Here is a 14,062-nt window from a genome sequence, read left to right on the forward strand (position 1 = left end):
GCAGTAGATGTGGTGTCGTGCATGACCGTGATACCAATGCTGCGTTAAACATTCTCCGATGCGGACGTGCATCGCCAAGTGTGGGAATCCCCTGCCTTTAGGCAGGGGGAGGACGTCAAGTTCGCTCCTTGTAGTGGGGCTTGGTCATTGAGGCATGTTTCGTGAACAGCGTCGTGGATTGCGGACGCACGGGTACGGCATGAAGCAATACTTGCCTGCGGCTATGCGCGCGCAGCATCAAAATCCTCTGCTTCGATGGCCGGACGGCGCCCTGCCAGCCGGTCGGCCAGCAGGCCGGCGCTGCCCATCGCCAGCGTAAAACCGAGCGCGCCGTGGCCCAGGTTCAGCCATAGCCCGGACACCCGCGACGGGCCCACCAGCGGCAGGCCGTCCGGCGTGGCCGGGCGCAGCCCGGCCCACGGCTGCAGCTGCGCCAGCGGCAGCTCGGGCACGATGCCCTCGAACAGCGCGCGCGTCTGTGCCACCAGCGTGCCGACCCGCTCCGGGTCGATGCGGGTGCCGCCGCGCACCAGGTCGGCCATGCCCGCCACCCGCAGTGTATTGCCGATGCGCGCGTAGACGATCTTGTTGGCAAAGTCCGTCACGCTGATATGCGGCGCGCGCGCGCCGCTGGCCAGCGGCACCGTGATGCTGTAACCCTTGAGCGGCCACAGCATCGGCCGCACGCCCAGCGGGCGCAGCAGCGGCACGCTGCCGATGCCTCCGGCCACGATCACCACGTCGGCCGGCATCACGCCGCTGGCGGTCCGCACGCCGGTCACGCGCCCGCCCTGCTGCACCAGTTCTTGCACGACGGTGCCGAAGCGCATCGACACGCCGGCGTGCGCCCCGTCTTGCAGCAACCGTGCCAGCGACAGGCAGAAGCGGTGGCAGTCGCCCACCTCCTCGCTCGGCGTGTAGATGGCGCCGGCAATCTCGTTGCGGATGCCGGCCAGCGCGGGCTCCAGCGCCACGCAGGCATCGCGGTCCAGCGCCTGCTGCTCGCAACCCAGGCTGGCCTGGTATTCCAGCAACTGGCAGGCCGCGTCGAGCGCCGCTGCATCGCGGTGCACAACCAGTTTGCCGCGCCGCGCAAAATCGAAGCCGGCGCCCACATCATCATGCTGGTGCCGGGCCACGAAGGCCTGCATCAGGTCGCGTGAATAGAACCCCAGCCGCAGCAGCTTGCGCGTGGTGGCTTCACTGGTGGCGGCATTGCAGGCGCCCATGAAGGCTGCCAGCCAGCGCCACTGCGCCGGGTCGGCAGCAGGCCGGAAGCGCATCGGCGAATCGCGCCGCAGCAGCCAGCCCGGCACCTTGGCCATCACGCCCGGCCCGGCCAGCGGCGCCACATAGCTGTAGCTGAGCTGCCCGCCATTGGCAAAGCTGGTCTCCTCGGCCGGCCCGTCGTGGCGCTCCAGCACCGTCACCTGGTGGCCGTCCTCGGCCAGGCGCCATGCCGTCGTCATGCCGACCACGCCGGCGCCCACGATCACTACCTGCATTGCCATCCCTTGATTGCTTCGTCCTGATCCGGCAAAGCGTAGTGCAGGCGGCGCGGATTGCCCAATGCGAATACGTGCCAGAATATGTCATCAGGCTATGGATGCCTGCCCGCTTCCCGGATTGCCATGCGCTTGCGCCAGATCGAAGTCTTCCGCGCCGTGATGCTGACCGGCACCGTCAGCGAGGCCGCGCGCCTGCTGCATGTGTCCCAGCCGGTGGTCACGCGCGTGCTGCAGCATGCCGAGGCCTCGCTCGGCTTCCGCCTGTTCGAACGGGTGCGCGGCCGGCTGCAGGCCACGCCCGAGGCCAATGCGCTCTATGGCGATGTCGAAAGGCTATATGGCGAGATCGAGCGCGTGCGCCGGGTCTCGGAAAGCCTGCGTCACAAGGGCGCTGGGCGGCTGCGCGTGGCCGCCACCCCCAGCCTGGCCAACCCGCTGCTGGTGCCGGCAGTGCGGCGTTTCTGCGCGCGCCACCCGGACACGCAGGTGCAGGTGCTGACCCACCATACCGACGAGATCGTCGGGGCGCTGCTGGCCAACCAGATCGACCTGGGCTTTGCCTTTGCGCCGCCGGGCCACGAGGCCATCTCCTGCGAGCCGGTGGCCAGCGGCCGCATGCTGCTGGCGGTGCCGCGCGGCCAGCCGCTGCCTGCCGGCGGGCGCCGCCAGGTGGTGCCGATGCAGCGGCTGATGGAGCGCGCCTTCATCGGCTATGACGACAACAGCTCGCTCGGGCTGCTGGTGCGCCAGACCCTGGCCCGGCATGCGCTGGAGCCGCGCTCGACGCTGGAGGTGCAGACCTATTCGCTGGCGCTGGCCCTGGTCGATGCCGGACTGGGCGTGACCCTGCTGGACCAGTACACCGCGCTCAGCGCCAGCCCGGAGCGGGTCGCGCTGCATGACGTGGCGCCGGTGCTGCCGTTCGAGATCCAGATGCTGCGCGCCAGCCACCGCGCCGGCTCCAGCCTGGCCGACGACCTGCGCGCGCAGTTTGCGCTGGCCGCCGGGGAACTGGCCGCGACGCTGCCGCAGCGGCTGGAAGCGCCGGCCGCCAGCTTTGACGCGGTGCCTCGGAGCCGCGATCGAGGTCTGCCTGATGCCTGATTGACAGCCGCTCGCGCCGTGCACCATCATCAAGCCGCCTGCAGGCACAAGCTGCAGGCGCCAAACCGCCTATGTTCGTCCTGATCCTGATCGCCCTTGTCCTTGTCAGCGCCTTTTTCTCGGTCTCCGAGATCGCGCTGACGGCCGCCCGCCGCACCAAGCTGCAAGTCCTGTCGGAGCGCGGCGATGGCCGCGCCACGCGCGTGCTGCGGCTCAAGGAGGAGCCCGGGAATTTCTTCACGATCGTGCAGATCGGCGTCAACAGCGTGGCCATCCTGGCCGGTATCCTCGGCGAGAAGCATGTGTCGGACCTGCTGCTGGAAACGCTGTCGCCCTATATGCAGGTGGTCCACGCCCAGCGCACGGCCAATATCGGCTCGTTCCTGATCGTGACGCTGCTGTTTATCCAGTTTGCCGACCTGATCCCCAAGCGCATCGCCATGACCTTCCCCGAGCGGTGCGCGGTGGCGGTGATCGACCCGATGCTGACGCTGCTGCGCGTGCTCAAGCCGCTGGTGTGGATCTTCAACGCCGCCGCCGATGCCACGCTGCGGCTGCTGCGCCTGCCGACCAAGCCGGTCGACCAGATCACCACCGAGGACATCGCCGCGATGGTCGATGCCGGCGCCGAAGCCGGCGTGCTGCACAAGCATGAACTCCACCTGATCGAGAACGTGTTCGAGCTCGAGTTCAAGAGCATTACTGCGATCATGACGCCGCGCGACGACGTGGTCTACCTGAGTCTCGACGAACCCGCCGACAGCGTGCGCCGCAAGCTGGTCAGCCAGCCGCACGCGCAATACCCGGTGTGCGGGCACGACCTCGACGACGTGCAGGGCTATATCGATTCCAAGGACATCCTGCAGTTGCTGCTCGCCGATGAAAGCGCCGCTGCGATCGGCAATATCGGCCGCCACCACGACAAGAACGTGCTGGTGATCCCCGACACGCTGACCCTGTCCGAGGCGCTCACGCGCTTCCGCGAGATGCACCAGAACTTTGCCGTGGTGATGAACGAGTACGGGCTGGTGGTGGGCATAGTCACGCTGGACGATATCGTCGGCGCGCTGATGGGAGACATCCTGTATTCCAGCGAGGACGAGCAGATCGTGCGGCGCGATGACAGCTCCTGGCTGGTCGACGGCCTCACCCCGCTGGTGGACCTGAAGAAGGCGCTGGATCTCGACACCCTGCCCGGCGAGGACTATGTCGACACTGCGGCCGGGCTGGTGATCTACGCGCTCAAGCGCATCCCGAAGAAATCCGAGTCGATCACCGTAGCGGGCTATCGCTTCGAAGTGCTGGACATCGACCATCACAAGATCGATCAGCTGCTGGTGTCGCGCCTGCCGCAAGCGCCGGAGGCTGAAGCGCCAGCGCCGCTGGCTTAGGGGCGCCAGCCTGCCGGTAGCGCTCCAGCGTATCCGGCAGCCGGAACCACGCCACATAGCTGAACGCCACCACCACCGCTGCCGCAGCCACCACGCCCAGCCGCCATGGCGCCACCGATTCCCTCGGCGCCGGCACATGCAGCGTGCGGTAAGCCGTACCGAGCAGCGCGATCCATGCCAGCCCCAGCGCATAGCCTGCCGCGACATCCGACAGCCAGTGCATGCCCAGGTACAGCCGCGAGATCCCGATCGCCGCCACCGCCACCACGGTCAGCGCCAGCACCGGAATGCGCACGCGCCACGGCTGGCGCAGGCACATCAGGAACGCCAGGAAGCCATAGGTGACCATGCTGCTGGTGGCGTGGCCGCTGGGAAAGGAATACGATTCCAGGCCGCTGTAGATGCTGGCCGGGCGCACGCGCGCCATGCCCAGCTTGAGCGCCATCACGCAGGCGCGCGCACCCAGCAGCGCGGCGGCCCAGTATAGCGCCACGGTCCAGGCGCGCCGCCAGCACAGCCACGCGAACACCGCCACGCCCACCACCACGGAAATGCGCGCGCCGCCCAGTTCGGTCACGGCCACCATCGCGATATCGAGCCAGTCGGTGCGCAAGGCACGCAGCCAAGCAAACACGATCTGGTCGATGCGCACCACGCCCCCGCTTTCGGCGACCTCGCCGGCCAGCCAGAACAGGGCACTGCCGCAGGCCAGCAGCACGGCGCCGGCCAGCAGCACCAGCAGCAGCTCGGCCATGTCGCGCTCGAGCACGCGCAGCGTGAGCGTGCTCAGGCGGCGCGGCTGTGCGGCGACTCGCGCGGACAGTGCGCCGGCCCCCCACACGCGCCACCGGTCCAGCCAGCGCACCACCGGCCGCAACAGCGCGACCAGCAGCGGCACCAGGCTCAGCAGCAGCACCGTCACCAGCGTGAACAGCGCCAGCAGCCCCAGCGCCGTGCCCCGCGTGAGCCCGGCCTCGGCGAAGGCGCTCGCGCGTGCCGGCACGTCAATCACGGGACGCGCCCGCCGCGCCGACGATGCGGGCGATATTGGCGCGCGCCGGCGCCTCGCAGTCGGCAAAAGCTTCGGTCAGGAAAAGTTGCGGGCGCTGCGCCAGCTTGCCCAGGAACGCCGCGCGGCGGCGCATGAATTCCGTCTCCAGCGCCCCCCCCTGGAGACCGGTGCGCGCGGCCAGCAAGGCGCGGTTCTCGGCGAACACGTCCAGGCTATGGGCATCGAACCTTTCCGGCGTCGCGGCCAGCCTGAGCAGGTCGAGATCGAGCACAGTTTCGGCGCCGGCAATGCTCGGGCCATGGCCGCGCGTATCGAGCACGATCTGCGCGGCACGGTCCAGCACCGCGCGGTCTTCGCCGGGCGCCACCGTTTCGATCAGCGCCGCCGACGCCGCCTCGTTGTGCTCGCACCCCGCCACATAGATCGCGTCGTGGCACAGCACCGCCAGCGCCTGCGCGCGGTCCAGCGCAATGCCGCGCGCGTGAGCGGTCTCGAACATCTCCAGGATATGGCGGCGGTCGTGGTAGTGCCGGTAAGGCGTGTCGTGCAGCGCCAGCACATCGAGCACCGCCTGACGCGGCAGGAAGTCCAGGCAGGCCAGCGCCGCGGGCCAGGCGGGCGCAAAACGCGGCACCTCGCCGTGCGGCGTGGCCACCGGTTCGCTGAACACATCGGCGCGGCGCACCCACAGCAATGAGGGATCGCGCATCGCGCGATAGACCACCACCGGCGCGAGATCGGCCTCGAAGCGGCCGATGCCGACCGCCGTGTAGGCGCCGCCCTTGTAGTGCAGGTACGGCATGCCGGCGACCAGGTTGGGGTCGGCCGGCAGTTCGGCCGGATCGCCGTGGAAGACCGGTGCTGGGGGTTGGGTGGCGGGTGGCTGTGTCATGGTGCGGCATCCTGCGTTGCGGATCGCCATGATAGTGCACCCGGCAGCGCGTCCGGTACGCAGGCCAGTGCGGTGGCCCATGCCCGCCGCATGAAAAACCGGCCGCGGAAAAAACAAAACCGACGCGCACTTTCGTGGGCGTCGGCCTGAGTTTTACTACACTGTTTTTGCCTGTCCGGTGGTCGAGCCGGGCAGCTTCTTGTTTTGGCGGAGAGGGTGGGATTCGAACCCACGGTACCGTCGCCGGTACGCCTGATTTCGAGTCAGGTACATTCGACCACTCTGCCACCTCTCCGGTAACTTGTTGCCGTGTGGCGAAACCAAGATTATAGCCATGTCCAGCCAGCCGATGCAAGAGGCTGGCTGCGGATTTTTTCAGTTCGCTTTACAGCTCCGACTCCAGGCGGGTGATGCCGCCCATGTACGGCTGCAGCGCGGTCGGCACCGTGACCGAGCCGTCTGCGTTCTGATAGTTCTCAAGGATCGCCACCAGCGTGCGGCCCACGGCCAGGCCTGAGCCGTTGAGGGTGTGCACCAGCTCCGGCTTGCCCTGCCCCGTGCGCATGCGCGCCTGCATGCGGCGCGCCTGGAAGTCGCCCATGTTCGAGCACGAGCTGATCTCGCGGTAGGTGTTCTGCGCGGGGATCCACACCTCCAGGTCGTAGGTCTTGGTGCTGCCAAAGCCCATGTCGCCGGTGCACAGCACGATGGTGCGGAACGGCAGATCCAGCTTCTTCAGGATCGCCTCGGCGTGGCCGGTCAGTTGCTCCAGCGCATCGAACGACTGCCCGGCCGGCACCACCTGCACCAACTCGACCTTGTCGAACTGGTGCTGGCGGATCATGCCGCGCGTGTCCTTGCCGTACGAGCCGGCTTCCGAGCGGAAGCACGGCGTATGCGCGACAAAGCGCAGCGGCAGCTTCTCGCCCGCGACGATGGCATCGCGCACGATATTGGTCAGCGGCACCTCGGCGGTCGGGATCAGATAGAAGTTCTCGATGCGCTCGCCTTCCTCGCTGCCGACCTTGCGCGGCACCTTGAACAGGTCTTCCTCGAACTTGGGCAACTGGCCGGTGCCGCGCATCGAGGCGGCGTTGACCATGTACGGCACGTACATCTCGGTGTAGCCGTGTTCCTGCGTATGGGTGTCGAGCATCAGCTGCACCAGCGCGCGGTTCATGCGCGCCAGGCCGCCGCGCAGCATCGAGAAGCGCGAACCGGTGACCTTGACCGCGGTGTCGAAGTCCAGGCCCAGCTTCTCGCCCACGTCGACGTGGTCGCGCACGGCGAAATCGAACTGGCGCGGCTCGCCCACGCGGCGCACTTCGACGTTCTGGGTTTCGTCATTGCCCACCGGCACGCTTTCATGCGGCAGGTTGGGGATAGCCAGCATCAGTTCAGCCAGGTGCGCCTGGATCTCGTCCAGCCGCGCGGCCGAGGCCTTGAGCGTGTCGCCGATGCCGCCCACTTCTGCCATCACGGCCGAGGCGTCCTCGCCCTTGCCCTTGAGCATGCCGATCTGCTTGGACAGGCTGTTGCGGCGGGCCTGCAGTTCCTCGGTCTGGGTCTGCAGTTGCTTGCGTTCGGCCTCAAGTGCCTGGAACGCCGCAATGTCGAGTTGGTAGCCGCGCGTGGCAAGGCGTTGCGCCACGGCGTCGATGTCTTTGCGGAACAGCTGGATGTCGAGCATGTTGCTTTGGTGAAGTGCAGGGCCAGCGACATGCCGGCGGACCCGCCATTTTACTGCACCGGCCCAGTCCGGCGCGAACCGGGCGAGGCCAGGCCGCCGCCGTGTTGCCGGCTCACGCCACCGCTCACTCCCCGCCCTTGCCGCCGTCCTTTGACTTGGCCACGCGCTGCTCGCGATGCCAGGCGGCATCCAGCTCGCGCAGGTGGCGCAGCTTCTCGGCGATCTTGCCCTCCAGCCCGCGCGGCACCGGCTGGTACCAGCCCTGGGCCTTCAGGTCGTCCGGGAAGTAGTGCTCGCCGGCGGCGTAGGCCTCGGGCTCGTCGTGCGCGTAGCGGTAGGCGTGGCCGTGGCCAAGCTCCTTCATCAACTTGGTCGGCGCGTTGCGCAGGTGCACCGGCACCGCGCGCGACTTGTCCTTGCCGACGAAGGCTCGCGCCGCGTTGTAGGCGTTGTAGCCGGCGTTGGACTTGGGCGCCACGGCCAGGTAGATCAGGGCCTGGCCCAGCGCCAGTTCGCCCTCGGGCGAGCCCAGGCGCTCATAGGTCTCGGCCGCGTCCAGCGTGATGCGGGCGGCACGGGGATCGGCCAGGCCGATATCCTCCCACGCCATGCGTACGATGCGCCGCGCCAGGTAGCGCGGGTCGGCGCCGCCGTCGATCATGCGGCAGAACCAGTACAGCGCGGCGTCCGGGTCCGATCCGCGCACGGACTTGTGCAGCGCGCTGATCTGGTCGTAGAAGGCGTCGCCGCCCTTGTCGAAGCGGCGCAGGTTTTCCGACAGCGCGCTGCCAAGCAGCGCGGTATCGATCTGCGCGGCGCCGGCGGTGCGCGCGGCGCGCGCCACGATCTCGATATTGTTCAGCAGCTTGCGCCCGTCGCCATCGGCCGAGGCCACGATCAGCTGCAGCGCTTCGTCCTGCCAGCTCAGGTCGCCACCCTGTCCGCCGAGTTCTTCGCTGGCGCGCAGCGCCAGCTGCGTCAGCTCGGCATCGTCCAGGCTCTTGAGCACATAGACCGCCGCGCGCGACAGCAAGGCGCCGTTGACTTCGAACGAGGGATTCTCGGTGGTGGCGCCGATAAAGGTGAAGAGCCCGCTTTCCACATGCGGCAGGAAGGCATCCTGCTGGCTCTTGTTGAAGCGGTGGACTTCGTCGACGAACACCAGCGTGCGCCGCCCGTGCGCGCGGAACTGCTCGGCGCGCTCGACCGCCTCGCGGATGTCCTTGACGCCCGACAGCACCGCCGACAGCGCGATGAACTCGGCGTCGAAGGCGCTGGCCATCAGCCGCGCCAGCGTGGTCTTGCCCACGCCCGGCGGGCCCCACAGGATCATCGAATGCGGCTCGCCGGACTCGAACGCCACGCGCAGCGGCTTGCCCGCACCGAGCAGGTGCTGTTGCCCGATCACCTCGTCGATGGTGCGCGGGCGCAGGCGCTCGGCCAGCGGTTGCCGGGAACGGTCGGGAGTATCGGAAAACAGCGTGTCCGCCACGGTATTCAAGCCTTGTGAATGCAGAACGCCACAGTGTAGACCATCGGCGCCCTGCCCTTGCGTGGCAGGCTACGCGGCAAATGCCACCACGTCCTCGATCTCGACACGGATGCCGATACGCTCGCCCACGGCATGGTTGTGGTGGGACGGCACCAGCGCCAGCACGCGGCTGCCGCTGGCCAGGCGCAGCGTGTACAGGATCTCGGCGCCGCGGAAGGCCTTGTGGACCACTTCGGCGCGCATCGGGCTGGCGTCGTCGTGGATGATGTCGTCGGGGCGCACCAGCACGTCGACGGCGGCGCCCGCGGGCAGCGCCAGCGGCGCCGCGGGGCGCAGCAGGCCCAGTTCCAGTTCAATCTCCGCAGTCCCGCGCAGCCGCCCCGCCATCAGCACGCCCTGCCCGATAAAGCCCGCGACAAAGCGCGATGTCGGCCGGTGGTAGAGGTCGTGCGCGCTGCCCCACTGCTCGATCACCCCGTCGTGCATGACGCCGATCTCGTCGGCCATGGCAAAGGCCTCGTGCTGGTCGTGCGTGACCAGGATCGCGGTGGTGCCCTGCGCCTTCAGGATCGCGCGCACCTCCAGGCTCAGGCGTTCGCGCAGGTCGACGTCGAGGTTGGAGAACGGCTCGTCGAGCAGCAGCAGTTCCGGGCGCGGTGCCAGCGCGCGCGCCAGCGCCACGCGCTGCTGCTGGCCGCCGGACAGCTCATGCGGATACTTGCGGCCCGCACCGGCCAGCCCGACCAGCTGCAGCACCTCGTCCACGCGCGCCGCGCGCCCGGCGCGGCTGGCCCGCACCAGGCCGAAACCCACGTTGGCCGCCACGTCCAGGTGCGGGAACAGCGCATAGTCCTGGAACACCATGCCGATGCGGCGCTGCTCCGGCGCCAGCATCGCCCCGGAAGACGACACGACCTGCCCGTCCAGCACGATGCGGCCGTCCTGCAGCGGCTCGAAACCGGCGATGGCGCGCAGCACCGTGGTCTTGCCGCAGCCGCTGGGCCCCAGCAGGCAGGCGATATTGCCGCGCGCCACCGAGAACGACAGTCCCTTGACCACCGCATGGCGGCCGAAGGCGTGACGGATATGGTCCACCTCGATGACAGCGGCGCCGGCGCCAGTGACGTCAGCAACGCCTGCGCGGGTCGCTGGCCGGCTGCGGGCCTGGGCGCCGGGTAAGCGTGAATAGGAATCGGTTCGCATGTGCGCATTATAAAGACGCAGCCGGGGGCCGGGACCGACTTTCGGGGCGAAAGGGTGCCCCACATTGCTAGAATGCGGCAGCCCGCACGCTGCGCGCGGCACTTCCGCCCACTTTCCGACGCATGCTCCTGTCCAGCCGCCGCCGCTTCCATCCCCTTACCCTGGCCACCCTGGTGATGGCGCTGCTGATCGCCGTGCCGGTGCTGGTGATCGCCTCGGCCGTGCTGCTGCCCGCCGGCGACACCTGGCGCCACCTGATCGACACGGTGCTGGCGGAATACGTGCTCAATACCGTCTGGCTGCTGTGCGGCGTCGCCGTGGGGGTATTGCTACTGGGGGTGACCACCGCCTGGCTGGTATCGACCTACCGTTTCCCGGGGCACACCGTGATGGAATGGGCGCTGGTCTTGCCGATGGCGATGCCCGCCTACGTCATCGCCTATGCCTACACCGATGCGCTGCAGTTTGCCGGGCCGGTACAGGGCTGGCTGCGCGAGCTGACCGGCTGGAAGGCGCGCGAGTACTGGTTCCCCGATATCCGCTCGCTGGGCGGCGCCATCGCGCTGTTCTCGCTGGTGCTGTACCCCTACGTCTACCTGACCGCGCGCGCCGCCTTCCTGCAGCAGACCCAGAACACGCTGGAGGCCGCGCGCCTGCTCGGCCACGGCACCTGGAGCCGGCTCTGGCGCGTGGTGCTGCCGCTGGCGCGCCCCGGCATCGTTGCCGGCACCGCGCTGGCGATGATGGAAACGCTGGCCGACTTCGGCACCGTCGCCTACTTTGCCATCCCGACTTTCTCCACCGGCATCTTCCGCGCCTGGTTTTCGCTTGGCGACAAGAACGCCGCGGCGCAGCTCTCGGCATGCATGCTGCTGTTCGTCGCCGCGATCCTGCTGATGGAGCGCGCCAGCCGCGGCCGCGCGCAGGTCTACGGCAACCAGCGCCGCGCCGTGGCCTGGACGCTGGACGGCGGGCGCGGCTGGCTGGCGCTGGCCGTATGCATGGTGCCGGTGCTGCTGGGCTTCCTGATTCCCGCGCTGATGTTGTGCCGCATGGCCTTCTCCGACGGCGATGCGCAGTTCGGCCCGCGCTTTGTCGGGCTGGTGCGCAACAGCTTCCTGCTGGCCAGCGCCACCGCGCTGGCCGCGGTGGCGGTCGCGCTGGCGGTGGGCTACGCCGCGCGCGCGGTCAACGGCAAGCGCAGCTGGCTGATGCGCGGCCTGACGCGGCTGTGCGGCATGGGTTATGCGCTGCCGGGTTCGGTCATTGCTGTGGGCGTGCTGGTGCCGGTGGCGCGGCTCGACAACGCGCTGTCGGCCTGGCTGCAGCAGCAGTTCGGGCTCTCAGTGGGGCTGCTGCTGACCGGCGGCATCGCCGCGCTGGTCTATGCGTTGCTGGTGCGCTTCCTGGGCGTGGCGCTGCAAACCGTCAATGCCGGGCTGGGCAAGATCACGCCCAGCATGGACGCCGCCGCGCGCAGCCTGGGCCACGGCCCCGGCGCCACGCTGCGGCGCGTGCATTTCCCGATGCTGCGCGGCAGCCTGCTGACGGCGGCACTGATCGTCTTTGTCGACGTGATGAAGGAGCTGCCGGCCACCTTCGTGATGCGCCCGTTCAATTTCGACACGCTGGCCGTGCAGGCCTACAACCTCGCTGCCGACGAGCGCCTGGCCGAGGCCGCCACCGCCTCGCTGGTGATCGTGGCCGTGGGCCTGCTGCCGGTGATCGTGCTGTCGCGCACGATCCGGCGCGAAGCGCAGCACTGAACTTACGCCCCTTGCCGTTCCTGCGCTAAAGTCGCACCGCTGCGCGCCGATAGCCTTTTATGGCCCGGCGTTCGCCCGGGAGCGAACAGCGGCATGCCTGCCGCGCAAGAACCTATGCTGCGATATCACATCCTGCTGTTCAAGTTGAACCGGCTCAGCCGCAACAAGCTGAGCGGCGTGGAAGAAGTCTCGCTGGCCGGCCAGCTGGCGGAGATGGTCGATTCGGCCGACACGGCCGCGCGCGTCATCGCTGACCTGTTCGATCACGCCAACCCGCAGGTGCGCCGCATCGCGCTCAACGCGATCCGCCGCGCGCGGCAGTTCTCGTCGCCCGAGCTGCAGCCCGCGCTGGTGCGCCGCATGGCCGATGCCGAAGCGGTGCTGCGCCATGACGCCGTCTGGATCGTGCAGGAAACCCAGATGGATGGCGCCGAACTGCGCGCCGCGCTGCGCCGCCTTGCCGGCAAGGTGCAGCTGCCGTGGGATGCCGAGCGCGCCCGCGCCAATCCAGGCGACACCGCGCTGGCGGCGCAGGTGCGCGCACGCATGGCATTGGACAAGCTGCTGGAAAAGAGTGCGGCCGAACGCAACCAGGCACTGGCCGCGATGGCGCTGGGCGGGACCTCGGACCAGCCCTATGCCGAAGGCACGGTCGGCCACAAGGGCCTGCTGCACCGGGCACTGGTGCGGCGACAGGCGGGGCGGCGGCTCAACAGCAGCGTGAAGCTGACGTTCCGCAAGCTGGAGCCGACGCAGGTGACGGGGAACAAGCGGTTCCTGCTGTAGCAGGAACCGCCCTGCTGTAAAGGCCGTGGCGGCTTACTTGAAGCCGGCGCGGTCCACCAGCTTCTGTGCCTGCGGCTGGTACTTGCCCAGTTCGGCCACGTTGATGGTGTCGGACTTGAACGTGCCCAGCGCTTCCAGCGCCGGGTTGCTGACCTTCACGCCCTGCACCACCGGCCATTCGTTATTGCCGTCGGCAAAGTAGCGCTGGGCCTCGTCGCTGGCCAGGTACTCCAGGAACTTGACCGCCGCTTCCTTGTTGGGCGCATGCTTGAGCATGCCGCCGCCCGAGACATTCATGTGCACGCCCTGGCTCGACTGGTTCGGCCACAGCACGCCCAGCTTGTCGGCCACGGCCTTGTCTTCCGGCTTGGTCGACTTCAGCAGGCGCGCGATGTAGTAGGTGTTGGCAATGGCCACGTCGCATTCGCCGGCGGCAACCGCCTTGAGCTGGTCGGTGTCGCCGCCCTTGGGCACGCGCGCCAGGTTGGCGGCCACGCCGCGCGCCCATTGCTCGGTGCGTGCCTCGCCATCGTGGGCGATCAGGCTGGAAACCAGCGACAGGTTGTAGACATGGCCGCTGGAACGCGTGCAGACCTTGCCTTTCCACTTGGGATCGGCCAGGTCTTCATAGCTGGCGATATCGCCAGCCTTGACCGCGGTCTTGTTGTAGGCGATCACGCGGCCGCGCGCCGAGAAGCCGAACCATTCGCCATTGGCGTCCCGGTAGTTGGCCGGGATGCGCGATTCCAGCACCTTCGACTTTACCGGCGCAAACACGCCAGCCTGCTGGGCGCGCCACAGGCGGCCGATATCCACCGTGATGAACACGTCCGCCGGGCTGTTGGCGCCTTCATTGCGGATGCGCTCCAGCAGCGGGTCTTCCTGGCCTTCGATGCGGTTGATCTTGATGCCGGTCTGCTTGGTGAAGTTGGTGTACAGCGCTTCGTCCGTCTGGTAGTGCCGCGCGGTGTAGAGGTTGAGCACCTTTTCCTGCGCCGCCGCGGCGAGCGGCAGGGTCAGCAGGGCCAGCGCCGCAGCGCGCGGCAGCAAGGTTCGGATAGTGGTCTTCACGCGGATGGCTCCCCAGCATGGTTTGGGCAGCCGCCGGGCACCCCGGGGCCGCCCGGTTATTGGATTCCGGTCAGCGGGAAACAATATTGATTCTTGTTCAGACCGTCAAATTACAATTCCGTCATGTTGGCGGCAGTTGACAGATCA

General features: G+C 68.3%; 11 protein-coding genes and 1 tRNA gene. 4 read left to right on the plus strand and 8 right to left on the minus strand.

Annotated features, from left to right (window positions below; translation table 11 throughout):
• Nucleotides 1-221 precede the first annotated feature (221 nt).
• Nucleotides 222-1,505, minus strand: coding sequence for a D-amino acid dehydrogenase (locus tag AC3WL8_RS22910; RefSeq protein WP_492378904.1), 1,284 nt, complete (start codon nt 1,503-1,505; stop codon nt 222-224).
• Between the two features lie 126 nt (nt 1,506-1,631).
• Here AC3WL8_RS22910 and AC3WL8_RS22915 point away from each other — a divergent pair, with 126 nt between their 5' ends.
• Both AC3WL8_RS22915 and paeA read left to right on the plus strand, forming a co-directional pair.
• A complete protein-coding gene (locus tag AC3WL8_RS22915; protein WP_153954844.1) occupies nt 1,632-2,612 on the plus strand; it encodes a LysR family transcriptional regulator in 981 nt (326 codons plus the stop codon).
• A 71-nt stretch (nt 2,613-2,683) separates the two neighbouring features.
• Nucleotides 2,684-4,003, plus strand: a complete 1,320-nt coding sequence (gene paeA, locus AC3WL8_RS22920) for a polyamine export protein PaeA (RefSeq protein WP_492378887.1) — start codon at nt 2,684-2,686, stop codon at nt 4,001-4,003.
• Here paeA and AC3WL8_RS22925 read toward each other — a convergent pair.
• From AC3WL8_RS22925 to AC3WL8_RS22950, 6 genes are all read right to left on the minus strand, one after another.
• A complete protein-coding gene (locus tag AC3WL8_RS22925) occupies nt 3,885-5,015 on the minus strand; it encodes a phosphatase PAP2 family protein (protein ID WP_492378888.1) in 1,131 nt (376 codons plus the stop codon). The two genes, paeA and AC3WL8_RS22925, sit on opposite strands and share 119 nt — an antisense overlap.
• A complete protein-coding gene (locus AC3WL8_RS22930; protein ID WP_492378889.1) occupies nt 5,008-5,937 on the minus strand; it encodes a DUF1653 domain-containing protein in 930 nt (309 codons plus the stop codon). The genes AC3WL8_RS22925 and AC3WL8_RS22930 overlap by 8 nt, the downstream gene beginning before the upstream one ends.
• A 175-nt stretch (nt 5,938-6,112) precedes the next feature.
• Nucleotides 6,113-6,202, minus strand: a tRNA-Ser gene (locus tag AC3WL8_RS22935).
• Nucleotides 6,203-6,292: 90 nt separating this feature from the next.
• The gene (gene serS, locus AC3WL8_RS22940; RefSeq protein ID WP_013955819.1) at nt 6,293-7,597 is read right to left on the minus strand and encodes a serine--tRNA ligase; all 1,305 of its coding nucleotides are present in this window, start codon (nt 7,595-7,597) and stop codon (nt 6,293-6,295) included.
• Between the two features lie 124 nt (nt 7,598-7,721).
• On the minus strand, nt 7,722-9,089 hold the full coding sequence (locus tag AC3WL8_RS22945; RefSeq protein ID WP_049800597.1) for a replication-associated recombination protein A: 1,368 nt from the start codon (nt 9,087-9,089) through the stop codon (nt 7,722-7,724).
• 69 nt (nt 9,090-9,158) lie between these two features.
• On the minus strand, nt 9,159-10,292 hold the full coding sequence (locus AC3WL8_RS22950) for an ABC transporter ATP-binding protein (RefSeq protein ID WP_013955817.1): 1,134 nt from the start codon (nt 10,290-10,292) through the stop codon (nt 9,159-9,161).
• A gap of 122 nt (nt 10,293-10,414) precedes the next feature.
• Here AC3WL8_RS22950 and AC3WL8_RS22955 point away from each other — a divergent pair, with 122 nt between their 5' ends.
• Entirely contained in the window at nt 10,415-12,058 is a 1,644-nt protein-coding gene (locus AC3WL8_RS22955; protein ID WP_153954849.1) for an ABC transporter permease, read from the plus strand.
• A gap of 114 nt (nt 12,059-12,172) precedes the next feature.
• Nucleotides 12,173-12,844: a hypothetical protein gene (locus tag AC3WL8_RS22960; protein ID WP_492378890.1), complete on the plus strand. Its 672-nt coding sequence runs from the start codon at nt 12,173-12,175 to the stop codon at nt 12,842-12,844.
• Between the two features lie 33 nt (nt 12,845-12,877).
• Here the strand turns inward: AC3WL8_RS22960 and AC3WL8_RS22965 are convergent, their stop codons facing one another.
• Entirely contained in the window at nt 12,878-13,915 is a 1,038-nt protein-coding gene (locus tag AC3WL8_RS22965) for a Fe(3+) ABC transporter substrate-binding protein (RefSeq protein ID WP_211980812.1), read from the minus strand.
• Between the last annotated feature and the right edge of the window lie 147 nt (nt 13,916-14,062).

This window comes from Cupriavidus sp. FW305-F7, from assembly GCF_058782875.1.